21 protein-coding genes and 1 other RNA gene are annotated in these 23,223 nt (G+C 64.3%); 14 read left to right on the top strand and 8 right to left on the bottom strand.

The window, feature by feature from the left end:
• Positions 1–80: 80 nt before the first annotated feature.
• The 4 genes from ACIPHN_RS12570 (at position 81) to ACIPHN_RS12555 (ending at position 3,896) form a co-directional block, all read left to right on the top strand.
• On the top strand, positions 81–1,301 hold the full coding sequence (locus tag ACIPHN_RS12570; protein ID WP_400436571.1) for a helix-turn-helix domain-containing protein: 1,221 nt from the start codon (positions 81–83) through the stop codon (positions 1,299–1,301).
• Positions 1,302–1,362: 61 nt separating this feature from the next.
• On the top strand, positions 1,363–2,046 hold the full coding sequence (locus ACIPHN_RS12565; RefSeq protein WP_400436570.1) for a hypothetical protein: 684 nt from the start codon (positions 1,363–1,365) through the stop codon (positions 2,044–2,046).
• Positions 2,047–2,180: 134 nt separating this feature from the next.
• Positions 2,181–2,741 (top strand): DUF4337 domain-containing protein, encoded by a 561-nt coding sequence (locus ACIPHN_RS12560; protein WP_400436568.1) that lies wholly within the window; start codon positions 2,181–2,183, stop codon positions 2,739–2,741.
• 183 nt (positions 2,742–2,924) lie between these two features.
• The gene (locus ACIPHN_RS12555; protein ID WP_400436567.1) at positions 2,925–3,896 is read left to right on the top strand and encodes a DMT family transporter; all 972 of its coding nucleotides are present in this window, start codon (positions 2,925–2,927) and stop codon (positions 3,894–3,896) included.
• Positions 3,897–3,915: 19 nt separating this feature from the next.
• Here ACIPHN_RS12555 and tcdA read toward each other — a convergent pair whose 3' ends face one another.
• The 4 genes from tcdA to yajC all read right to left on the bottom strand — a co-directional run bounded on the left by tcdA (position 3,916) and on the right by yajC (position 8,307).
• Positions 3,916–4,770: a tRNA cyclic N6-threonylcarbamoyladenosine(37) synthase TcdA gene (gene tcdA, locus ACIPHN_RS12550; RefSeq protein WP_400436565.1), complete on the bottom strand. Its 855-nt coding sequence runs from the start codon at positions 4,768–4,770 to the stop codon at positions 3,916–3,918.
• 131 nt (positions 4,771–4,901) lie between these two features.
• Positions 4,902–5,846, bottom strand: a complete 945-nt coding sequence (gene secF, locus ACIPHN_RS12545) for a protein translocase subunit SecF (RefSeq protein WP_400436564.1) — start codon at positions 5,844–5,846, stop codon at positions 4,902–4,904.
• A 78-nt stretch (positions 5,847–5,924) separates the two neighbouring features.
• On the bottom strand, positions 5,925–7,829 hold the full coding sequence (secD, locus tag ACIPHN_RS12540; protein ID WP_400436563.1) for a protein translocase subunit SecD: 1,905 nt from the start codon (positions 7,827–7,829) through the stop codon (positions 5,925–5,927).
• A 145-nt stretch (positions 7,830–7,974) separates the two neighbouring features.
• Positions 7,975–8,307 (bottom strand): preprotein translocase subunit YajC, encoded by a 333-nt coding sequence (gene yajC / locus ACIPHN_RS12535; RefSeq protein WP_400436561.1) that lies wholly within the window; start codon positions 8,305–8,307, stop codon positions 7,975–7,977.
• A 215-nt stretch (positions 8,308–8,522) separates the two neighbouring features.
• Here yajC and chrA point away from each other — a divergent pair, with 215 nt between their 5' ends.
• Complete coding sequence (gene chrA / locus ACIPHN_RS12530; RefSeq protein WP_400436559.1) at positions 8,523–9,743, top strand: chromate efflux transporter; 1,221 nt, start codon at positions 8,523–8,525, stop codon at positions 9,741–9,743.
• Positions 9,744–9,758: 15 nt separating this feature from the next.
• Here chrA and ACIPHN_RS12525 read toward each other — a convergent pair whose 3' ends face one another.
• On the bottom strand, positions 9,759–10,070 hold the full coding sequence (locus ACIPHN_RS12525) for a hypothetical protein (RefSeq protein WP_400436557.1): 312 nt from the start codon (positions 10,068–10,070) through the stop codon (positions 9,759–9,761).
• A 353-nt stretch (positions 10,071–10,423) separates the two neighbouring features.
• Here ACIPHN_RS12525 and ACIPHN_RS12520 point away from each other — a divergent pair, with 353 nt between their 5' ends.
• From ACIPHN_RS12520 to ACIPHN_RS12505, 4 genes are read left to right on the top strand one after another with little or no spacing between them, the layout of a single operon-like run.
• Positions 10,424–12,562, top strand: a complete 2,139-nt coding sequence (locus ACIPHN_RS12520; RefSeq protein ID WP_400436555.1) for an ATP-binding protein — start codon at positions 10,424–10,426, stop codon at positions 12,560–12,562.
• 23 nt (positions 12,563–12,585) lie between these two features.
• Positions 12,586–13,623 (top strand): HD domain-containing phosphohydrolase, encoded by a 1,038-nt coding sequence (locus ACIPHN_RS12515; RefSeq protein WP_400436896.1) that lies wholly within the window; start codon positions 12,586–12,588, stop codon positions 13,621–13,623.
• Positions 13,624–14,583 (top strand): HDOD domain-containing protein, encoded by a 960-nt coding sequence (locus ACIPHN_RS12510; protein ID WP_400436553.1) that lies wholly within the window; start codon positions 13,624–13,626, stop codon positions 14,581–14,583.
• Positions 14,576–16,057, top strand: coding sequence for a PAS domain S-box protein (locus ACIPHN_RS12505; protein WP_400436551.1), 1,482 nt, complete (start codon positions 14,576–14,578; stop codon positions 16,055–16,057). Before ACIPHN_RS12510 ends, ACIPHN_RS12505 begins: the two co-directional genes overlap by 8 nt.
• A gap of 32 nt (positions 16,058–16,089) precedes the next feature.
• Here the strand turns inward: ACIPHN_RS12505 and tgt are convergent, their stop codons facing one another.
• Positions 16,090–17,217, bottom strand: coding sequence for a tRNA guanosine(34) transglycosylase Tgt (tgt, locus tag ACIPHN_RS12500; RefSeq protein WP_400436549.1), 1,128 nt, complete (start codon positions 17,215–17,217; stop codon positions 16,090–16,092).
• 24 nt (positions 17,218–17,241) lie between these two features.
• Complete coding sequence (gene queA, locus ACIPHN_RS12495) at positions 17,242–18,258, bottom strand: tRNA preQ1(34) S-adenosylmethionine ribosyltransferase-isomerase QueA (RefSeq protein ID WP_400436547.1); 1,017 nt, start codon at positions 18,256–18,258, stop codon at positions 17,242–17,244.
• 215 nt (positions 18,259–18,473) lie between these two features.
• Between queA and recG the strand changes: the two genes are divergently transcribed.
• The 5 genes from recG to ssrS all read left to right on the top strand — a co-directional run bounded on the left by recG (position 18,474) and on the right by ssrS (position 22,639).
• Positions 18,474–20,573, top strand: coding sequence for an ATP-dependent DNA helicase RecG (gene recG, locus ACIPHN_RS12490; protein WP_400436545.1), 2,100 nt, complete (start codon positions 18,474–18,476; stop codon positions 20,571–20,573).
• A gap of 282 nt (positions 20,574–20,855) precedes the next feature.
• A complete protein-coding gene (locus ACIPHN_RS12485; RefSeq protein WP_400436543.1) occupies positions 20,856–21,542 on the top strand; it encodes a tRNA-uridine aminocarboxypropyltransferase in 687 nt (228 codons plus the stop codon).
• A 196-nt stretch (positions 21,543–21,738) separates the two neighbouring features.
• Positions 21,739–21,975 (top strand): DUF904 domain-containing protein, encoded by a 237-nt coding sequence (locus ACIPHN_RS12480; RefSeq protein ID WP_400436541.1) that lies wholly within the window; start codon positions 21,739–21,741, stop codon positions 21,973–21,975.
• A complete protein-coding gene (locus ACIPHN_RS12475) occupies positions 21,972–22,289 on the top strand; it encodes a cell division protein ZapA (RefSeq protein WP_400436539.1) in 318 nt (105 codons plus the stop codon). Before ACIPHN_RS12480 ends, ACIPHN_RS12475 begins: the two co-directional genes overlap by 4 nt.
• A gap of 173 nt (positions 22,290–22,462) precedes the next feature.
• A non-coding RNA gene (gene ssrS, locus ACIPHN_RS12470) (6S RNA) lies at positions 22,463–22,639 on the top strand.
• A 78-nt stretch (positions 22,640–22,717) separates the two neighbouring features.
• Here the strand turns inward: ssrS and nrdR are convergent.
• Positions 22,718–23,197: a transcriptional regulator NrdR gene (nrdR, locus tag ACIPHN_RS12465; RefSeq protein ID WP_400436537.1), complete on the bottom strand. Its 480-nt coding sequence runs from the start codon at positions 23,195–23,197 to the stop codon at positions 22,718–22,720.
• Positions 23,198–23,223: the final 26 nt, after the last annotated feature.

Here is a 23,223-nt window from a genome sequence, read left to right as displayed (position 1 = left end):
ATTGTCATTTACTATTGATCCGGTTGGCGTTTCCAATCCCGCCACCTGCCCTGTCCAACGGGCAGTGTATGCTGCCTGCCATGGATTCGCTCATCTCCGCTGCCGCCCGTGCCCTGGCCACCGGCGATCCCCTGGGCGCCCTCAAGCGGGTGGCGCTGCGCGAGGATGCGTCTGCGCTGGCCTTGCGCGGCATCGCCATGGCGCAATTGGGCGACTACCCGCGTGCGCGAGAACTGCTTCGGCGTGCTGCGCGGGCTTTCGGTTCCCGCGAACCGCTGTCGCGCGCCCGCTGTATCGTGGCCGAGGCCGAAGTGGCGCTGGCCGAACGCGACGTGGCGGCGCCCACCCGCCCACTGGAACTGGCCCTGTCCACGCTGCAAACGCATGCCGATCACGCCAACACCCACCAGGCCCGCCTAGTGGCGGCGCGCCGCCTGTTGCTGCTGGGACGCCTGCAGGAGGCCGCGGCCATGCTGGCGCCCCTGGCCGGACAGCCGCTGCCCCCTGCGCATGCGGCGCTGGCCACGCTGCTGCAGGCCGAACTGAGGCTGCGACTCCTCGACATCGACGCGGCCAGAGCGGCCTTCGCCAGCGCCCGTTCGGCAGCGGTGACAGCCGCTATCCCGGCACTGCTGGCCGAGGTGGAGGAGGCGGCGCTGGCCCTGCAGCGTCCCGCCGCCCGCCGCGTCCGGCCGGAGGGCGACGAAGTGCTGGGCGTGGAGCAGGTGGCCGCCTTGCTGCATGCCCCGGTGCTGGTGGTCGATGGTTGCCGCCGCATGCTGGCCAGGGGGGCGCAGCGGCTGCCGCTGGCGCGGCGCCCGGTGCTCTTCGCACTGGCGCGCACGCTGGCCGAGGCCTGGCCCGGCGACGCCTCGCGCGAACGCCTGATCGAGGCGGCCTTCCGCCTGCGCAATCCCGACGAGACCCACCGCGCCCGCCTGCGGGTCGAAATCGGCCGGTTGCGCCGGCTGGCCCAGGGCCTCGCCTGTATCGAGGCCAGTGCCGACGGCTTTGTCCTGCGCGCGCCCGAGGAGGGCGAGGTGGCGCTGCTGATGCCGCCCCTGGCGGGGGAACAGGCGCAATTGCTGGCCCTCTTGGCCGATGGCGCCGCCTGGTCGACCTCGGCGCTGGCGCTGGCGTTGCAGGCCAGCCAGCGCACCGTGCAGCGCGCCCTGGCCGAACTGGAAGGCTGCGGCCAGGTGCGCGCCATCGGCCGTGCCCGCGCCCGCCGCTGGCTGGCCCCGCCGCTGGCCGGATTCACGACAATCTTGTTACTCCCGGTGGCGCTGGCCTTGCCCTAGAGTGTCCTTACCGCAAGCCCACCCACGGGACTGCGCCCTACCCTCACCACAAGGAGCGACAATGGACATCAACGAACAAGGCAAGGACAAGAGCAGCACCAGGCAGACGACCGGCCAGGCCGAGATCCTGCGCGAATTCGGCCCCTTCCCCGGCACGCCCCCGATCCATGGCGTGAGCTGGGATGGCCAACAGGTGTGGGCCGCCACCGGCCAGCAACTGATCGCCATCGATCCGGCCAGCGGCCAGTCGGCGCGCACCCTGGAACGGGCCTGCGATGCCGGCACCGCCTTCGACGGCACCTGGCTCTACCAGATCGCCGAGCAGCGCATCGACAAGATCGACCCGGCCACCGGCGCCGTGGTGTCCAGCATCCCCGCCCCCGGCCAGGGCGCCCAGGGCAGCAATTCCGGCCTGACCTGGGCCGAAGGCAGCCTGTGGGTCGGCCAGTATCGCGATCGCAAGATCCATCGCATCGATCCGGCCACCGGGGCCATCCTGCACACCATCGCCTCGGACCGCTTCGTCACCGGCGTGACCTGGGTCGACGACCAGCTCTGGCATGCCACCTGGGAAGGCGAGCAGAGCGAGCTGCGACAGATCGATCCTGCCAGCGGTGCAGTGCTGGCACAGTGGAAGATGCCGGACGGCATCATGATCAGCGGCCTGGAATCGGACGGTGGCAGCCTCTTCTATGCCGGCGGCGGCAGCAGCGGCAAGGTGCGGGCGCTGCGCCGGCCGCGCTAGCGACGGCCTCCTGTTGCCCGGAAAAAACACGAGCCAGTGCTCCGGCCAGGTCAACCGATCTCGATCTGGATCGTTGTGGAGACGCCGCCCGTCTGTCGGGCGGCCCCATTCCCTCCACATTACAAAAAAGCACCATGACGGAAGCCACCGAAGATCTGGAACACGCCGAGCACGCCCATGCCTCTGGCAACAAGAAGCTTGCCCTGCTCATCGCCATCCTGGCGCTGGTGCTGGCGATCACCGAAACCATGTCCAAGTCCTACCAGACCGAGGTCATTCTCAAGCATCAGGAAGCGGCCAATCTGTGGTCCTTCTTCCAGGCCAAGTCGGTGCGCGGCAATGCGGCGCAACTGGCCAAGACGCAGCTGAGCCTGCTGGGCAATCCCAAGGATGAACGGGTCACGGCCGCCATCGCCAAGCTGGATGACGCCATCGCCCACTACGACAGCGACGAGAAGAGCGGCGAAGGCAAGAAGGAACTCTCCCACAAGGCGCGCGAAGCCGAGCATGAGGCCCATGCCTACATGGAGAAGTACGAGAAGATGGAAATGGCCGCCGGCATGCTGCAGGTCGCCATCGTGCTGGCCTCGGCTACCATCATCACCGGCGTGGCACTGCTGGCCTACCTGTCCATGGGCATCGGCGTGGTCGCCCTGGCCTTCGTCGGCGCGGGCCTGTTCGGCACCGTGATCTGATCGACAGTCGTCAGGCAGTAGCAAAACACGCCGGCCTCGTCCGGCGTGTTTTTTTTGCGCCAACCCCTCGCATGCACAGGCAGCACGGTAGCCCGGAACAAGATTTCGGTAGTCCCGGCCAAGCCTTTCCCGCCATCCTCCGGCATACTGCCAGCCTTCCACGAACAAGGCATGGCGTTATCAATGAGTTCCAACACGATCCTGCAAGGCATCCTCTACGGCGCGCTCGCGGGTGCGGCCTGGGGGCTGGTCTTCCTGGCGCCCGAGCTGACCCGCGAATTCTCACCCTGGCAGCTGTCGGCCGGGCGCTACCTGGCCTATGGCCTCTTCGCCGCCATCCTGATCGCGCCGCGTGCCCGCAAGCTGCTGGCGCAACTGGGAGCGGCGCAATGGCGTGCGCTGGTGTGGCTGAGCCTTCTGGGCAACGTGGTCTATTACGTCTTCCTGGCCAGCGCGGTGCAACTGGGTGGCATGGCCATGACCTCGCTGGTGATCGGTTTCCTGCCGGTGGCGGTGACCATCATCGGCAGTCGTGGCAAGGGCGCCGTGCCGATTGCGCGGCTGGCGCCGTCGCTGGCATTGGGGTTGGCCGGTATCGCCTGCGTAGCGTGGCAATCACTGGCCGCCGGCAGTAGCAGCGGCGACGGTACGCAAAAGCTGATCGGATTCTTCTGCGCGCTGGCGGCGCTGATCTCCTGGACTACCTACGCGGTGGGCAACAGCCACTGGCTGGCGCGTCTGCATGCCATCTCGGCCCATGACTGGAACCTGCTCATTGGCGTAGTGACCGGCCTGCTGTCGCTGTTCATTGCCGTGCCGGCCTTCACGGTGATGCTGACCCCGCATGATGGGCCGGAGTGGATGCGTTTTACCGCCGTCTCGGCGGGTGTGGCGATCTTCGCCTCGCTGTTCGGCAATGCCTGCTGGAACAAGGCCAGCCGCCTGCTGCCACTGACCATGATCGGCCAGATGATCCTCTTCGAAACCCTCTTCGCGCTGCTCTATGGCTTCTTGTGGGAGCAGCGCTGGCCGACCCTGCTGGAGGTCGTCGCCATGTTGCTGGTGACGGCCAGCGTGCTGCTGTGCGTGTCAGCCCATCGCCATGAAGGCGAGGCGCAGATGCAGGTGGAAGTCGATGAGGGCGGCGGCCACTGAGCGCGTCCGCCGTAACGGCTCAGTCCAGCTGGGCCAGTTTCTTCAGGACATGGGCGGCGGCCACCAGGCCGAAGCTGGCCGTGACCACCATGGCCGAGCCGAAGCCGGCACAGTTCAGGCCGGTGACGCCGGCCTGGGCAACATCGGCCGCATCCTCGCCCACATCCAGATCCTCACCCGGTGCGATGACACAGGCTTCACCTTCGGCCAGCTCGGGAAAGCGCAAGGGCTCGGTCGAGAACACCGCATCGATGTGGAACTTGTTCTTGGTCCCGCGCGGGAAGCCATGCTGCGAGCGCAGGCGCTTGCGTACCTTGGCCAGGAGCGGCTCCTGCTCGGTGCGGCAGAGGTCGCGGATCTCGATCATGGTGGGGTCGATCTGTCCGCCGGCGCTGCCGATGGTCACCATCGGCATGCCATGCTGGCGACACCAGGCGATCATCGCCACCTTGGCCGGGACGTTGTCGATGGCATCGATCACGTAGTCGAAGCGCCCTCCTCCCAGCATCTGCTCGACGTTCTCGGGATCAACGAAGTCTTCCACCTCGGTGACCACGCAGGTCGGGTTGATCTGGCGGATGCGCTCGTGCAGGGCCGTGACCTTGGCCTGGCCCAGGGTGGTGCTCAGGGCGTGGATCTGGCGGTTGACGTTGGATTCGGCCAGGTTGTCCAGGTCGATCAGGGTCAGGTGGCCGATGGCGCTGCGCGCCAGCGCTTCCACGATCCACGAACCGACCCCGCCCACGCCCACCACGCATACCCGCGCCCGGGCGAAGCGTTGCAGTGCCTGGGCGCCATAGAGGCGGGCGACGCCACCGAAGCGGCGGTCATAGTCGATGTCGTGCAAGTCGGTGGTGATGGTCGTGGTGCTCATGGGTCAATCTGGGATGCGATGATGCGATCGGCAATGAAAGCCGCATTATCCCGCGTTTGCGGGCCTCTCATGAAAAAGGGCCGCAGCGCGAACGCTGCAGCCCTCATCCTGGAACGATCGACCAGCGGGGATCAGACCACCGCGCCGCCGTTCTCGTCCTTGACCTTGACCGGCTTGATCAGGTCTTCGCGCTTCACACCCAGCCACATGGCCAGGGCGGCGGCGACGAACACCGACGAATAGATACCGAACAGGATACCGATGGTCAGCGCCAGCGCGAAGTAGTGCAGCGTCGGGCCACCGAAGAAGAACATCGCCAGCACCATCATTTCGGTGCTGCCGTGGGTGATGACGGTACGCGACATGGTGCTGGTGATGGCGTGGTTCAGCACTTCCGGCGTGGAGAGCTTGCCGAAGCGACGATCACGGAAGGCTTCGCGCACCCGGTCGAAGACCACCACCGATTCGTTCACCGAGTAGCCCAGCACGGCCAGGATGGCGGCCAGCACGGTGAGCGAGAACTCCCACTGGAAGAAGGCGAAGAAGCCCAGGATGATGATGATGTCGTGCAGGTTGGCGATCACTGCCGCCACCGAGAATTTCCATTCGAAGCGGAAGGCCAGGTAGATCACGATGCCCAATATCACCATGCCCAGCGCCAGCAGGCCATCGTGGGCCAGCTCGTCACCGACCTGGGGACCGACGAATTCCACGCGCTGCAGGCGCACCTCGGGATCATCGGCCTTCAAGGCCTCGGTCACCTTCTCGCTCTGCTGGCTGGCGTTCACGCCATGCTGCGCCGGCAGGCGGATCATCACGTCCTGGGCCGTGCCGAAGCTTTGCACCAGGGTATCGCGGTAACCCAGGCCTTCAATGGACTTGCGGATCTTCTCCAGGTCGGCCGGCTTGCTGTAGGCCATTTCCATGACCGTGCCGCCGGTGAATTCGATGGAGAAGTGCAGGCCCTTGGTGAACAGGAAGAACACCGCTGCCACGAAGGTCAGTGCCGAGATCGCATTGAAGATCAGGGCATGACGCATGAAGGGAATGTCTTTTTTGATGCGGAAAAATTCCATCGCTATCCTTTCGGTGCCGGCCGCGCAACTGGTTGCGCGGTCCGGCTTGAAACTGGCTGTGCTGTACGTTGATGAGGCTTACTTGGCGTCGCGCTTGGCAGAGGCCTTGCCCGAGGTGGTGAGCGTCTCACCGGCGGGCTTCCAGATCTGGCCGATGGCCAGGCCGGACAGACGCTTCTTGCGGCCATACCAGAGGTTGACCACGCCACGCGAGAAGAACACGGCCGAGAACATCGAGGTCAGGATACCCAGGCAGTGCACCACGGCGAAGCCGCGGATGGCGCCCGAACCGAAGATCAGCAGCGCCAGGCCGGCGATCAGGGTGGTCACGTTGGAGTCCAGGATGGTGGCCCAGGCGCGGTCGAAGCCGGCCGCGATGGCTGCCTGCGGCGAATTGCCGGCGCGCAGTTCCTCGCGGATGCGCTCGTTGATCAGCACGTTGGAGTCAATGGCCATGCCCAGCGCCAGGGCGATGGCGGCAATACCCGGCAGGGTCAGCGTGACCTGCAGCGTGGACAGCAGGGCCACCAGCAGCAGCACGTTCACCGACAGCGCCAGGGCGCTGAAGAAGCCGAACAGCTGGTAGTAGATCACCATGAAGACGGTCATCGCCAGGAAGCCGTAGAGCACCGAATCGAAGCCCTTCTTGATGTTGTCGGCACCCAGTTGCGGGCCGATGGTGCGTTCCTCGATGATGTCCATGGGCGCGGCCAGGGAACCGGCGCGCAGCAGCAGTGCCAGGTCGCCGGCAGCCTCGGGCGAACCCATGCCGGTGATCTGGAAGCGCGAACCCAGTTCGGAGCGGATGGTGGCCACGGTCAGGACTTCGCCCTTGCCCTTTTCGAACAGGACGATAGCCATGGCCTTGCCGACCTTGTCGCGAGTGGCTTCGCGCATCTTGCGACCACCGTCGCCGTTCAAGTCGATGCTGACGGCGGGCTGGTGGTTTTCATCGAAGCTGGCCGAGGCGTTGGCGATGTAGTCGCCGGTCAGCACCGGCTCCTTGTTGAGCACCACCGGGGCGTTCTTGCCGACCTTGAACAGTTCGGAGCCAAACGGGATGGCCGAGCTTTCCTCGGTACCCCGCACCACGCTCTCGTCGACCATGCGCACTTCCAGGGTGGCGGTACGGCCGATGATGTCCTTGGCGCGCGAGACGTCCTGCACGCCCGGCAGCTCGACCACGATGCGGTCGGCGCCCTGGCGCTGGATCAGCGGCTCGGCCACGCCCAGCTCGTTGACGCGCTTAGACAGGGTGCTGATGTTCTGCTTGACGCCATCTTCCTGGGTCTGCTTGAGGGCATCCGGACGCAATGTGCCGACCAGCTTGAGGTCGTCGCCGCTGCCGGCATCGGTGAGCACCAGTTCCTGCAGCTCGCCCAGGGCCGAGCGGGCCTTGTCGCGGGTGTCGGCATCGCGGAAGGAAATCTCGATGGCGTCGCCGTTGCGGTTGATGCCGCTGTGGCGGATGTTCTTGTCACGCAGCAGGCTGCGCACGCTGGCTTGCAGGCCTTGCAGGCGCTTGTTGAGGACTGCCTTGATATCGACCTGCATCAGGAAGTGCACGCCGCCGCGCAAGTCCAGGCCCAGGTACATCGGGAAGGCATGCAGCGCCTGCAGCCATTGCGGCGTATTGGGCAGCAGGTTGAAGGCGACGATATAGGTCGGATCGCTGGGATCGGTATTGAGTTGCTGTTCCAGCAGGGCCTTGGCCTTGAACTGGATGTCGGTGGTGGCGAAGCGGGCGCGCACCGACGGCTGGGCACCACTGCTGTCGAACGCCACGCTCTCTGCGGCGAGACTGCCTTGTTTCAGGATCTGATCGACGCGACCGGCGACGGCGGCCTCCACCTTCAGGGTCGACTTGGCACTGCTGATCTGCACGGCGGGCGATTCACCGAAGAAGTTCGGGACGGTATAGATCACGCCGAACAGCAGGGCAACGACAATCAGTACGTATTTCCAGAGAGAGTAACGATTCATGGTCTTGTGCTTCTTGCTTGCAGGAAGGGGACAGTCTCCTGCCGCCCTGTTCAGAACCCTGGCCGGATGGCCCGGGGTCCTAACAACATGGGCGCATCAGCGATGCGCCCATTGACCTTGTGGCCTGTGGCCCGGTCAGCCCGGATTACAGGCCCTTGATGGTGCCCTTGGGCAGCAGCGTGGTGATGGCGCCCTTTTGCACGATCATCTCGGTGCCTTCCGACACTTCGATGGTGATGTAGGCATCGCTCACCTTGACGATGCGACCCAGCACGCCACCGGAAGTCACCACTTCGTCGCCCTTGGCCAGGGCGTCCATCATGGCTTTCTGTTCTTTCTGGCGCTTCATTTGCGGACGGATCATCAGGAAGTACAGCACCACGAACATCAGGATGATGGGCAGGAAGCTGGTCAGGTTGCCCAGCATGCCGCCGGGGGCTGCTGCTGCCGTTTGCGCGTATGCGTCGGAAATAAACACGTAAGGCTCCAAAGGTTGATTGAAAAATAGCCCTGCATTCTAGCACTGCGCAGGCGCTATTCCCCCAAATCGGGACGGCTTGCCGGAGATCAAGGGCGATCTGGCCGTTTTCGCGCAGGAATCGCTGGGGCGTGGTGCTTCATTTTTATCGCGGCCACTCTTAAGATAGCGCCACGCCAAGCCCGGCCATACCCTCGCCACTGCCCAGCCAACGCATGCAAACCCCGCCCTCCCCTGCCTCTTCCGGTCGTTCCCTGTGGCCATTGTTCCTGGTCTTCCTCAGGCTGGGCCTGACCTCCTTCGGCGGCCCGGCCGCCCATATCGGCTATTTCCGCCAGGAATTCGTGGCGCGCCGCCGCTGGCTTTCCGAACAGGCCTATGCCGATCTGGTGGCGATGTGCCAGTTCCTGCCCGGCCCCTCCAGCAGCCAGGTCGGCATGGCCATCGGCATCTTCCGCGCCGGTTATCGCGGGGCGCTGGCGGCCTGGCTGGGCTTCACCCTGCCTTCGGCCCTGCTGCTGATGGTGGTGGCGCTGTCGGTGCTGAAAGATGCGCGCTGGCTCTCCGGTGATGTGGTGCACGGCCTGAAGATCGTGGCCGTGGCCATCGTGGCGCAAGCCGTGTGGGGCATGGCGGCCAGCCTGTGCAAAGGCCTGGCGCGCCAGATCTTCATGCTGGCGGCGGCCGCTGCCGCCGTGCTGTTGCACGGTCCCTTCGTGCAATTGGTCGTGATCCTGGTGGCGGGCGCGGCCGGTCGCATCCTGCTCACGGCAGCCCCCTCGGCCGGGATGGAGCATCTGCCGCTGACATTGAGTCGCCGCACCGGCCTGGCCTGCCTGGCGGCCTTCTTCCTGCTGCTGCTCGGGATTCCCGCGCTGGCGGCGCTGTTCCCGCAGCCCTGGCTACAGGAAAGCAGCATCTTCTACCGGGTCGGCTCGCTGGTCTTCGGCGGCGGCCATGTGGTGCTTCCTCTGTTGCAAGCCGAGCTGGTGCCGTCCGGATGGGTCGACAAGGATGTCTTCCTGGCCGGCTATGGCGCGGCGCAAGCCGTTCCCGGCCCGCTGTTCACGCTGGCGGCCTACCTCGGGGTGGTGATGCAGCACTGGCCCAATGGCGTGGCCGGAGGCCTGCTGTGCCTGGCCGCCATCTTCGCGCCCTCCTTCCTGCTGGTGGCGGGCTTGTTGCCGTTCTGGGATGAAGTGCGCCGCAACCGGCACATGCAGGCCGTGCTGGCAGGGGTCAATGCGGCGGTGGTGGGCTTGCTGCTGGCGGCGCTCCATGATCCGGTCTGGACCAGCGCCATCCATGGCACCCGGGACCTGCTGGTGGCGCTGGCGGCATTCGCCGCCCTGGTCTGGTTGAGGCTGCCCTCGTGGGCGGTGGTCCTGCTGGCCGTGCTGGCGACCAGCCTGACGGGGCTGGCAGGACTGGCGTAATTGGCCGGTACAGGCTCAGTAGTCCACCTCGATCAGGTGGTCGCGCGTGCTGACGGTCACCGAGGCACGTCCATCGACGCTGCCGGCCGGACTGGCGCCGCAGGTATTGGAAACGACCGGCGCGCCGTTGACGATGTTCACGACGACGTTGCAGCGCGTCACCACGATGGCGGACACACTCAGCTTGCTGATCGTGGCGGCATCGATACGCCGCCAGGCCAACCCCGACAGGAGCAACAGCAGCAAGACGGCGAACCAATGCATCAACTCGGCCCGCCACAGGGGCGCTGCGGTGCTATCGTGACGAAAATCCTTACGCCTGCTCATGAAACGACTCCCGACTCTGCCAGGTAACGACTGCAATCTCTTGATTTCGTCTCGCAATAATAATCAATTTTATTGAATAAAACAATTAAATTGTTTATTTCAATTTATACATCAATGTTGTGCGATTTGATTGAAAGTTGAAAAACATTCCCGGGAGCCGATAGGATGGCCTTGACATAGCTCAAGGCAGCGAGGAACAGCCGATAAAACCAGCACCTATTGAAATAAACAACAAACAAATAAATCGAATTTGGCAAATATATTATCTATTCGTTATAATTGATTGGCAAATCAAGTCCGGCACCTGGCGACCGGGCCCACCATGACACCAACACAACGACGGGGAGAGTGATGTGACGCAAGGCTGGCCAAGTGGATTCCTTTCCCGCGACGGACGCCTGCTGCTGGCCGCCTCGGAAGCCTGCCTGGCCCTCGTCGGGGCGATCGTTCTGGCGCACGCGTCGCTGCCGTCCTGGCTGGCCCTGCTGCTGACCACCATCTGGGTGGTGCACGCATTGATCCTGGTGCGACTGCTGCGCGAAAGTGCGCGTGCAGCGCGCAGCCTGATGCAAGCCAAGGAAGCCGCCGACCAGGCCATGCTGACCCGCGGCGCCTTCCTCTCCACCATGAGCCATGAGATCCGCACGCCCATGAATGCGGTGCTGGGCATGGCCGGCTTGCTGCGCTCGACGCGCCTGGATACCCAGCAAGCCGAGTTCGCCAAGGCCATCGAGGACTCGGCCAATGCCCTGCTGGGCATCGTCAATGACGTGCTGGATTTTTCCAAGATTGATGTGGGCAAGATGGATATCGCCGTGGTCGAGTTCGACCTGGCCGAGGTGGTGGAAGCCAGCGCCGAAGCGCTCTCCTTCAAGGCCCGCGAGAAACAGGTACGCCTGCTGGCCCACGTCGATTCGCGCCTGCCCTCGCGCCTGCTGGGCGATCCCGGACGCATCCGCCAGATCCTGCTCAACCTCCTGGGCAATGCCCTCAAGTTCACCCACGAAGGCGAAGTCGTCCTGCGCGTGCAGGCCCTGCAGGTGAGCAGCGAACGCTGCCGTATCCGTGTCGAGGTGCGCGACAGCGGCATCGGCATGGACGAGGACACGCTGCGACGCCTGTTCTCCCCGTTCTCCCAGGCCGACAGTTCGGTGACCCGGCAATATGGCGGCACCGGTCTGGGCCTGTCGATCTGCAAGCGCCTGGTCGAACTCATGGGCGGTAGCATCGGGGTGGACAGCGAACCCGGCGCCGGTTCCTGCTTCTGGTTCGAACTGGGCATTGCGGTGGCGCAGTCGCCCTTGTCCGCCTCCCCGCACCCGACGACCGGCAAGCGCCAGGTGGCACTGGTCGAACCCCATGCCCAAAGCGCCGCGATGCTGGAGGAGTACCTGCATAGCGCCGGCCTGGATACGCTGCGCTGTGACAGCGCCAGCAGCGCGCTGGCCACCCTGACGGCTGCCTCTGCGGGGGCCGCCCGGATCGATACCGTCCTGGTCAGCAGCGAGATCAGGGACCTCCCCGCCGCCACCCTGGTGGCACGGCTGCAGGGCGAGCGTCCGGAACTCAGATGCATCCTGCTTGACCACGGCGTGGACGGCCTTAATATAGACAGAAAACAAATCCCGGATGTCCTGCAGTTGCCGCTGCGCAAGGAGCATCTGCTGCGCGCGGTGATGGCCACCAGGGGCAATGCGGAAACGTCGCCCCGGCCAGTGGCCGCAGCATCCGCGGGACGCCATCAGGGGCAGCATGAACTCCTGCTGGTCGAGGACAATGTGATGAACCAGAAGGTGGCGGTGTACCAGCTCAATGCCATGGGCTATGCGGTCGATATCGCGGCCAACGGCGCCGAGGCGATCGAACGGCTGGCGCAGCGCCACTACGCGCTGATCCTGATGGATTGCCAGATGCCGGTGCTCGATGGCTATGCCACCACACGCCGTATCCGCGCCATGAGCGGCGAGGTCGCGCGCACACCGATCGTCGCGATGACGGCCAATGCCATGGCGGGTGACCGGGAGCAATGCCTGGAGGCCGGGATGGATGACTACCTGACCAAGCCCTTGCTGCGCTCTCAGTTGTCGGCCATGCTGGCACACTACCTGCCGGAACTGCCGGCAGAAGAAGAACAGGCGCCGCTGGCAGCCATCGATGAAAATCGCCTGCGGGAACTGTTCGGTGACGACGATACGCTGGCCAGTGAAATGCTGGCCATGTTCGTCGAACACACCGGCCCGGTACTGGACGAACTGGATGGCCTATGCAAACAGGACCAGCCCGCGCTGGCCGAGATCCAGGCCCTGGGCCATCGCCTGGCCGGCAGTTGCCTGAACCTGGGCATCGAGACCCTGGGCCAGTGCGGACGGCAGATGGAAGCGGCAGCACGCCTGGGGGAACTGGCGCACGCACGCGCGCTGGCCGACGAATGCGGCAAGGCCTTCGCCCAGTTGCGTCTGGCCATTGATGAAAGAGCACGGGGGAACCAATGAGCAGTAGCGAGAACATGAATGACATGAACATCCTCATCGTCGATGACGACAAGACCAACCTGTCGTTGTTCACGCACATGCTGTCGCAGGTGCCGGAAACCCGCATCAGCACCTGTCCCGATGCGCGCCAGGCGCTGGACTGGTGCTCCGCCCATGTCCCTGACCTGATCCTGCTGGACTACATGATGCCGGGCATGGATGGCCTGGAATTCCTCACACGCTTTCGCGCCATGCCGGGCCAGGAAATGACGCCGGTCATCATGATCACCGCCGACATGGAACTCAAGCTGCGCCACACGGCGCTGCAGATGAGCGCCAACGATTTCCTCTCCAAGCCGGTCAACCGCGTCGAGCTGCTGGCGCGGGTCAAGAACATGCTGGCCATGCGCCGCTCGCAACGGCGCATGAGCGAGAAGATCGACCATCTCTCCGACGCCGTGGTGGAGCAGTCGCGCCAGAGCTCGACGCTGGCCCTGAACTCGGTGAACCTGCTGGCCCGCGCGGCCGGCTATCGTGATCCCGAGACCGGCGAACACCTGGTGCGCATGTCCAACTACACCAAGATCATCGCCGCCCATCTGGGCCTGGATACCGAGGAACAGGACCTGCTGCTCAGCGCCGCGCCCATGCACGACATCGGCAAGATGGGCATTCCCGACCATATCCTGCTCAAGCCAGGACGACTGGACCCGGACGAACTGAAGATCATGCGCGAGCACGCGCAGATCGGCGCCAACATCCTCCAGGACAGCCCCTCGCCCCTGCTGCAGGCGGCCGCGGAGATCGCCCGCACGCACCATGAGAAGTGGGATGGCAGCGGCTATCCCAATGGCCTCAAGGGGGAGGACATCCCGCTGCATGGCCGCATCGTGGCCGTGGCCGATGTCTTTGACGCCCTGACGTCGACGCGCCCCTACAAGAAAGGCTGGAGCCTGGAAGACGCCGCCGGCTTCCTGCGCGACAATACGGGCAGCCATTTCGATCCGCGCTGCGTGGAAGCCTTCTTTGCGGGCTGGGACGAGGTGCTCGATATTTTCAACCGTTACCGGGATGAAGACTGAATGCTCACATTCATTGAACCGACCCTGTTCGAGAAACTCAAGAATGCGCAGGCGCTGCCCTCGCCAGGCGGGGTACGCCTGACCATCATGCGCATGTGCGCCCAGGACGATCCCGACATGGCGGAATTGCTCCACCTGATCCAGGCCGATCCGGCCCTGTCGGGGCGCATCATCCGCATCGTCAACGTGCTCAATGCCACGCGGTTGCGCCCAATCGCCGCCGTCAGCCTGGACAGCCTGCTGCTGGTCGGCCTGCAGGCAGTACGCCAGCTGTCGCTGGCTCTGTCGCTGGCCGAGACCACGGCACCGGCCTCCTGCGTCAACTTCAAGCTGCCGGCCTTCTGGGCCCATACCTTCGCCATGGCCTCCAGCGCCCAGGCCATCACCAGCCTGACCCGGGTCGCTCCCTTGAGCGAGATGTTCAGCACCGGCCTGCTGGCCAATATCGGCAGGCTGACCCTGGCCTCGGCCCATCCCAGCGGCTATTCATCGCTGCTCACGCGCGCGCTGGATGCACCGGCCCAGCTGGCCATGGAGCAGTCGCTGTTCGGCTTCAACCACCTCAACATCGCCGCCGCCCTGATGCAGGACTGGAAGATTCCCGACCTGTTCTGCGACGCGGTACTGCATGTGGAAGACCCCGCCAGTTCGCCGGGCGAGCCGGGCTCGCGCCAGCGCGAGATCGCCTGGACCCTGCACCTCTCGGCCGCCATGGCCGAACTGGCATGTGCGCCTTCGCCAGCCATCGACGCCGTCTTGGGCAAGGTCGTCGTGGCGCTGGAGCAGCTGCAACTGCCGCCGCACGATTTCGTCGAACTCTATCGGCTGGCCGGGCAGGACTGGCAGGAGTGGACCCAGACCATGCCCGTCATCGGGACGCGCTCCTGGCAGTCACTGCCGGCGCGCGCCATGGATATCCTGCGGCATGGTCCGGAGGGCGCCGGAGGCGATCATGCTTGACGTCGAACGGCTGCTGCTGGCCGAGGCCCCCGATGCCTATGTGCTGATGGACCTGCAAGGCCGGGTGATCTACTGGAACCGCTGCGCCGAGCAGATCTTCGGTTACAGCGGCGAGGAGGTCATGGGGCAGTCGCTGAGCGAATTCATCGTACCGCCCGAGCGCCTGGCTGAGGAGGAGCGCGTCTTCGCCGATACCGTCGCCCAGGGCCGGGCCGAATGCCAGTCGATCCGGCGACGCAAGGATGGGGCGCTGCTGCACCTGTCGGTATCCAACAAGCTGCTGCGCGACCAGGCAGGCCAGCCGCAATATGTGCTCTCCTGCAAGCGCGACATCAGCGAAGCCATCGTCCAGCGCGACATCAGCCTGATCGCCGCGCGCGTGCACGGCCTGTTCGATTCGGTGCCCGATGGCATCGTGGTGGTCAATGGGCTGGGACGCATCGTGCTGGCCAATCGCCGTGCCGGGATCCTGTTCGGCTGGGACGTCCATGCCTTGAACGGCCAGGCCATCGAGATCCTGTTGCCGTCACGTTTTCGCCAGGCCCATCCCCAGCACATGGCCAGGTACCTGAACCAGCCACGCCTGCGCGCCACCACCGGCGCGATGGACCTGTCGGGCCTGCGCTGCGACGGCCAGGAATTCCCCGTCGAGATCAGCCTGAGTCCGCTGGACATCGAAGGCGAGACCTTCGTGGTCAGCGCCATTCGTGACGTCAGCGACCGCAAGCGTATCGAACAGGACCTGGCGGAGAAAAACCGCGCCCTGCAGGAAGCCGTGGAATCGCGCAATCGCTTCCTGGCCAATACCTCGCACGAATTGCGTACCCCGCTCAACGCCATCCTGGGCTTTACCGAGATCCTGCTGTCGCAGATGAGCGGCCCGCTGAGCCCGGAGCAGCAACAGCAACTGCAGACCGTGCATGACAGCGGCGAGCACCTGCTGGGGCTGATCACCAGCCTGCTGGACATCTCCCGCATGGAGGAGGATTCTTCCGACCTGATTCCGGAGACCGTGCTCTGTTCAGACCTGATCCGGGAAAGCGCCGCTGCGCTCAGGCCCGCCGCCGTCAGGAAGCACCTGCAGCTGGACGTGGAACTGTGCGCCGACGAAGCGACGCTGCACCTCAACCGTCGCGCCCTGAGCCGCATCCTGGACAACCTGCTGGGCAATGCCATCAAGTTCACCGAGCGGGGCGAGGTTTCCATCCACCTGCGCCAGCAAGCCCATCCGGGCGGCATGACCACCTGGATCGGCGTGCGCGACACCGGTTGCGGCATCAGCGAAGCCGACCAGGACAAGCTGTTCCGCGCCTTCACCCAGCTCGACGCCTCGGCCTCGCGCAAGCACGAGGGGATGGGCCAGGGCCTTTACCTGAGCCAGAAGCTGGCCGCGCTGCTGGGCGGCTCCATCAGCGTGGAAAGCCGGGTGGGCGAAGGCAGCAAGTTCACGCTATGCCTGGAACAGTCGATATGACCCGCGCCGGCAACGCGCCTATCCGATAACGATCAGACGCCGCGCGCGCGGTCTTCCTTGAATTTCTTGACGAAGTCCTGGAAGGTGCCGGCATCGATGGCGTCGCGCATCTCCTGCATCAGCTGCAGGTAGTAGTGCAGGTTGTGCACCGTGTTCATGCGGGCGCCGAGGATTTCGCCGGCGCGATGCAGGTGGTGCAGGTAGGCGCGCGAGAAGTTCTTGCAGGCGTAGCAGTCGCAGGTCTCGTCGTAGGGACGCTCGTCATCCTTGTACTTGGCATTCTTGATCTTGACGTCGCCGTAGCGGGTGAAGATCCAGCCATTGCGCGCATTGCGGGTGGGCATGACGCAGTCGAACATGTCCACGCCATTGGCCACGCCTTCGACCAGGTCTTCGGGCGTGCCCACGCCCATCAGGTAGTGCGGCTTGTTGGCCGGCAGACGCGGACCGACGTGCTGCAACACGCGCATCATGTCCTCCTTGGGCTCACCCACCGACAGGCCGCCGATGGCGAAGCCGTCGAAACCGAGCTCTTCCAGCCCGGCCAGCGATTCGTCGCGCAAACCCTCGAACATGCCGCCCTGGACGATGCCGAAGAGCGCATTGGGATTCTCGCCGCGGTCGAATTCATCCTTGGAACGCTTGGCCCAGCGCAGCGACATGCGCATGGACTTGCCGGCTTCCTCGCGGGTGGCCGGACGGCCATCGATCTCGTAGGGGGTGCATTCGTCGAACTGCATGACGATGTCGGAGTTGAGCACGCGCTGGATCTGCATCGAGATCTCGGGCGAGAGGAACAGGCGGTCGCCGTTGATGGGCGAGGCGAAGTGCACGCCCTCTTCGGTGATCTTGCGCATCTCTCCCAGCGAGAACACCTGGAAGCCGCCGGAGTCGGTCAGGATGGGCTTGTCCCAGCCGATGAACTTGTGCAGGCCACCGAACTTGCCGACCACCTCCAAACCCGGGCGCAGCCACAGGTGGAAGGTGTTGCCGAGGATGATCTGGGCGTCGATCTCGTTGAGTTCCAGCGGCGACATGGCCTTGACCGAACCATAGGTGCCCACCGGCATGAAGATGGGGGTCTCGACGGTACCGTGGTTGAGTTTGACGCGGCCACGGCGTGCTTTGCCGTCGGTCTTCAGGAGCGTGAATTCCAGCATGGGGGATCTCGATATCTTGATGGGTCAGGTACGGGTCAGCAACATGGCGTCGCCATAGCTGAAGAAGCGGTAGTGCTGCGCAATCGCATGGGCATAGGCCGCGCGGATGTGATCGTAGCCGGCGAAGGCCGAGACCAGCATCAGCAGGGTCGACTTGGGCAGGTGGAAATTGGTCACCAGCTGGTCCACGGTCTTGAAGGTATAGCCAGGCGTGATGAACAGCTTCGTATCGGCGCTGCCGGCCTGCAGCTGGCCGCTTTGCGAACCGGATTCGAGCGCGCGCATGCTGGTGGTACCCACCGCCACCACGCGGCCACCGGCGGCCTTGGTGGCGCGCACGGCCTCCACGGTCTCGGGCGAAATCGTGTACCACTCGCTGTGCATCTTGTGCTGCGACAGGTCTTCCACCCGCACCGGCTGGAAGGTGCCGGCGCCCACGTGCAGGGTCACGAAGGCTTGCTTCACGCCGCGTGCGGCCAGTTGCTCCAGCAGGGCCTGGTCGAAATGCAGGCCCGCCGTGGGGGCCGCCACGGCACCGGGTTCCCGGGCGTAGACGGTCTGGTAGCGTGTCTCGTCGTAGGCATCGGCTTCATGGTCGATGTACGGGGGCAGCGGCAGGCTGCCGTACTGCTCCAGCAGCGCGAAGACATCGGAGGGAAAATGCAGCGTATAGAATTCGCCGAAGCGCTCGCCCACGGTCACATCGAAGGCATCGGCCAGGCGGATGCGGGTGCCGGGCGGAGGCGACTTGGAAGCGCGCACCTGGGCATGTACGGTACGGTCATCGAGGATGCGCTCGACCAGCGCCTCGATCTTGCCGCCGGTCTCCTTCACGCCAAACAGGCGCGCCTTGATCACACGGGTATCGTTGAAGACCAGCAGGTCGCCGGCTTGCAGCAATTCCACGATATCGGAAAAACGGCGGTCGGTCAGTTGCGCCCCCTGCACCTGCAACAGGCGCGAAGCGCTGCGCTCGGCCAGCGGAGTCTGGGCGATCAGCTCGGGGGGGAGATCGAAATCGAAGTCGGAAAGAGAATACATGCTTGCAAAATAAGGATGGACACAGCGCGCGCGAGGACCAGCGAAAACTCTCCGCCGAGCGCTTCCCGGGCAAGAAGTGTTGCCGACGGGATTGATACTGTAAATATTCACAGTAAAATAGCGTAACCCGCTATTTTACGCTGTCTGCGCGTTTTTCCCATATGCGCGTGAGACTTGTGTCTAGATGGCAATCCGTATCCAACGCCACCAACCGCATGCCTGCTACCGCGAAGAAAACCCCTCCGCCGGCCACCAAAAAGAAAGCCGCGCCCGCCGCCAAGCCTGCCGCCAAGCCCGAGAACAAGCTGGGCCTGCACAACGACATGGACCTGGTGTTGCACCTGCCGCTGCGCTATGAGGATGAAACCACCCTCATGAGCATCGCCGAGGCATCGATGCGCGGCTTGCAGATGGTGCAGGTGGAAGGCGTGGTGACGGCCTGCGACGTACAGTTCCGGCCGCGCCGGCAGCTGATCGTGACGGTGGGCGACGACAGCGGCCAGCTGACCATGCGCTTTATCAATTTCTACGGCAGCCAGACCAAGCAGCTGGCAGAAGGCACCCGGGTGCGGGTGCGCGGCGAGCTGCGACACGGCTTCTTCGGTGCCGAGATGGTCCACCCGTCCTACAAGGTGGTCAACGAGGGCGCGCCCCTGCCGGAGGTGCTCACGCCCGTCTATCCGGCCGGTGAAGGCCTGTCGCAGGCCTATCTGCGCAAGGCCATTGGCAATGCCATGAGCCGCCTGGACTGGAGCGATACGCTGCCCCCCTCGATGCTGCAGACCCTGAACCTGGCGGCCTTCGAGCCTTCGGTACGGCTGCTGCACAATCCGCCACCGGACGTGGACGAACATGCGCTGATCGAAAAATCCCACCCGGCCTGGATCCGCATGAAGTTCGATGAACTGCTGGCCCAGCAGCTCTCGCTCAAGCGCGCCCAGGCCGCGCGTCGCGCCAAGACCTCGCGCGCGCTGCCGGTGACCGGGCGCATCACCGAGGAACTGACCAAGGTCTTGCCCTTCCAGCTGACCGGCGCCCAGCAGCGCGTGCTGGACGAGATCCGCGCCGACCTGCGCCAGTCCTTCCCCATGCAGCGACTGCTGCAGGGTGACGTGGGCAGCGGCAAGACGGTAGTGGCTGCACTGGCGGCGGCCCAGGCCATCGACAGCGGCTGCCAGGCGGTACTGATGGCGCCCACCGAAATCCTGGCCGAGCAGCATTTCCGCAAGATCGCCGCCTGGCTGGAACCGCTCGATGTGGGCGTGGCCTGGCTCTCCGGCAGCCAGAAGAAAAAGGAAAAGACCGAGGCCCTGGCCCATATCGAATCGGGCGCCGCACGCCTGGTCATCGGCACCCATGCGCTGATCCAGGACACGGTGCAGTTCGAGAACCTGGGCCTGGTGATCGTGGACGAGCAGCACCGCTTTGGCGTGGGCCAGCGGCTGGCCCTGCGCAACAAGAGCTTCACCCCCGAAGATCGCGATGCCGCCGCCGTGCCGCACCAGCTGATGATGTCGGCCACGCCGATTCCGCGCACGCTGGCCATGACCTATTACGCCGACCTGGAAGTGTCGGTCATCGACGAACTGCCACCGGGCCGCTCGCCCATCGTCACCCGCGTGATCGACCAGATCCGCCGCGACGAAGTCATCGAACGCGTGCATGCGGCGGCGCTGGAAGGCAAGCAGATCTACTGGGTCTGCCCGCTCATCGAGGAATCCGAAGCCCTGCAGCTGCAGACCGCGACCGATACCCATGCGGCGCTTTCGGCGGCCTTGCCCGACCTCCAGATCGGGCTGGTGCATGGTCGCATGAAGCCGGTCGAAAAGCAGATCGTCATGGAAGGCTTCAGTCGTGGTGCCATCCACCTGCTGGTGGCGACCACCGTCATCGAAGTGGGCGTGGACGTCCCCAACGCCTCGCTGATGGTGATCGAGCATGCGGAGCGCTTCGGGCTATCCCAGCTGCACCAGTTGCGCGGGCGCGTGGGGCGGGGATCGGCCGCCAGCGTGTGCCTGCTGCTGTATCAGGGCCCGCTGGGCGGCACCGCCAAGCAACGCCTGGCGACCATGCGCGAGACCACCGATGGCTTCGAGATCGCCCGGCGCGACCTCGACATCCGCGGTCCCGGCGAATTCCTGGGGGCGCGCCAGTCGGGCGAGGCCATGCTGCGCTTCGCCGACCTGGCCACCGACCAGTGGCTGGTCGAAAAAGCCCGCGATACCGCCCAGGCCCTGCTGCAGCATGCGCCCGATATCGTCGACCGCCACCTCGCGCGCTGGCTGGGTGGCAAGGAAGACTTCCTGAAGGTGTGAGCAATCCTGATCGGACCAGCCACGACGGCAACCCTCCAGCATGGCGCTGACGGATGTCGATGACAAGGGCTGCAAACCTGAACCGTCAAAATGACAATTTAATTTCGCCAAGAATCGAGAATAACTTCGCTTAATGTCGATTGACGTGATGGCAAGCACGGTCCAATCTAGCCCCCACGACAAATGGCTTGCCGGCCAGCAATGCGGAGGCACTCCGGCCTCGCGCTCTCCCGGCCAGTCCGCATGATGAACTGTTGCGCAACTTGAAGAAGGCTCACTATCTTGGCTTCAACCCACGATCAACTCCCGCCCCGCCGGCTGCTCTGCCCGATCTGCCAGCGCGCCCTGTCGGCCTGCATCTGCCACTGGACGTCGCCCATCGACCACGCCGTCGACGTACTGATCCTGCAGCACCCGCTGGAAGTCAGCAACGCCAAGAACAGCGTGCGACTGCTGCACCTGAGCCTGCCCTACAGCAAGCTGCTGGTCGGGTCGGTCTTCGATGCCGACGAATTGCAGGCGCTCTTGCATGCGCCCTCGCGGGTACGCAATGTCAGCGAGAGCGAAACCGTGCATCCGGTCTTGCTCTATACCGACGATGCCAGCACCCCGACCACCTCGCACTTTGATGCCCGCACCATGCTGGTCGACAAGCAGCAGCCCTTGAAGCGCATACGCCTGGTCGTCATCGATGGCACCTGGCGCAAGAGCCGCAAGATGCTCTTCGAGAATCCCCTGCTGCAGACGTTGCCGCGCATGGTGCTGGTCGATACCCCCATCTCGCGCTACACGATCCGCAAGTCGCACAAGCCCGAGCAGCTCTCCACGCTGGAGGCGACCGGCTATGCGCTCATGCAACTGGAGCGCAACAGCGAGAAATACCATCCCCTGCTGACGGCCTTCGACAACTTCGTGCTCCAGCAAGGCTACATGCGCATGCATGGCCAACCGGTACGCCGCGCCGAATGAATGCTCAGCCTGCATGAGCAGGGCCGCTTCCCGCCAGCTCCCGGGAACCATTTGAGGGCATCGTAGACCAACTCCCTTCGGCTGCCAGGTGCAGCCGTTCTTGCCATGGGCGCGCCGCAAAGCGCTTATAATGGCAGACCAATGAAATAGCCGATGACGCCCACGGGCGCAAACCCATCCTGCGAACATCCAACACATGAGTTCCGAATTCCTGCAACTGGCTGAAAAGGTCACTCAGCTGGCACAACTGGCGCAAAGCCTGCGCGAAGAAAATGCCGAGCTGCGCCGGAAAGTGAAACTGCTCTCCGAGGACAACGCCACCCTCAATGCCCGCGTGGACGAGGCCTACCAGCGCGTCTCGGCGGTGCTGTCGCAACTGCCGGTGGCCGAAGAAGAAGAAACGACCGCACCAGCCAACGAGGAGGCGGCATGAGCACCATCCAGATCCAGGCCATGATCATGGGCCAGTCCTACACCCTGGCCTGCCAGGAAGGCGAACAGGCAGCGCTGCATCACGCAGTGTCCTATCTCGACCAGCGCATGCGCGCCATCCGCGATGCTGGCCGCATCAAGGGCACCGACCGCATTGCCGTGATGGCCGGCCTGGGCATCGCTGCCGAGTTGCTGAGCATGCAACGCGCCGAAGGCCCCTTCGCCGGCCTCACCATTGCACAGTGGCAGCAACAGATCGCCGCCATCACCGAGGTCGTCGATCAGGCGCTCGCGCCGCAGGAAAAACTGTTCTGACGATTGCGTTGTTTGTCGATATGTTCCAGAAAAATGGCTGCCGATGGCAGCCATTTTTTCGTCACGACAACTTGCTTTGGCAGACAACAAACCTGCCGTCCAGTGCGGTTACAAAAATCAGCATAAAATTTTCGCGAGACACTTGGATCGCGACGTCGAATGCGTTAGACTTCGTACTCCTGCCGTGTTCGCGATTGCCATATATTCCTTGAACCATTTACGAGCATAGGCTGTAGGATCGTTTGGTGGGCGTGAGCGTCGCTAGTCCGATGAACCCGAAATTGAACTACTGCAGCCAACTTGAACCGTCAGGTTCAGGATGCCGGCACAGCGGCACAGGCGGGACTTGATTCAAGAAAAACGGCTGCATCTGCAGCCGTTTTTTTATGCCTGCGCGCCATCGTGGCGCGCCCCTTGCGGGCCCGATCTCAGACCTCGCGCTTCTTCGCATTCTTGCGTTCCTGCCCCACTTCATCGATGGCATCCTGGAACTCGGTGATGTCCTCGAAACTCTTGTAGACCGATGCAAAACGGATGTAAGCGATCTTGTCCAGGCGCTTGAGTTCGCGCATCACCAGCTCGCCGATCTGGCCCGACATCACCTCGCGCTCACCGCTTTGCAAGAGCTTGTCCTGGATGCTCTGGATGGCCACATCGACCGCCTCGGCCGACACCGGGCGCTTGCGCAAGGCCAGCATCAGGCTGCCGCGCAGCTTGGCCGGATCGAACTCGGTGCGGCTGCCATTCTTCTTGACGATGACCGGCATGGTCAGCTCGATGCGCTCATAGGTGGTGAAGCGCTTGTCGCAATTCTCGCAACGGCGGCGACGGCGGATGGAACGGCCGTCCTCGGACAGGCGCGTGTCCAGCACCGGGGTATCTTCGTGATTGCAGAATGGGCACTTCATGGCGGCAATGGATTCGTTCAGCTCAA

Source organism: Herbaspirillum sp. NPDC087042 (assembly GCF_044745245.1).
Classification (GTDB): Bacteria; Pseudomonadota; Gammaproteobacteria; order Burkholderiales; family Burkholderiaceae_D; genus Herbaspirillum.
Note: the sequence above shows the minus strand (reverse complement) of the source record. Positions and strands in the feature narration are given on the sequence as shown.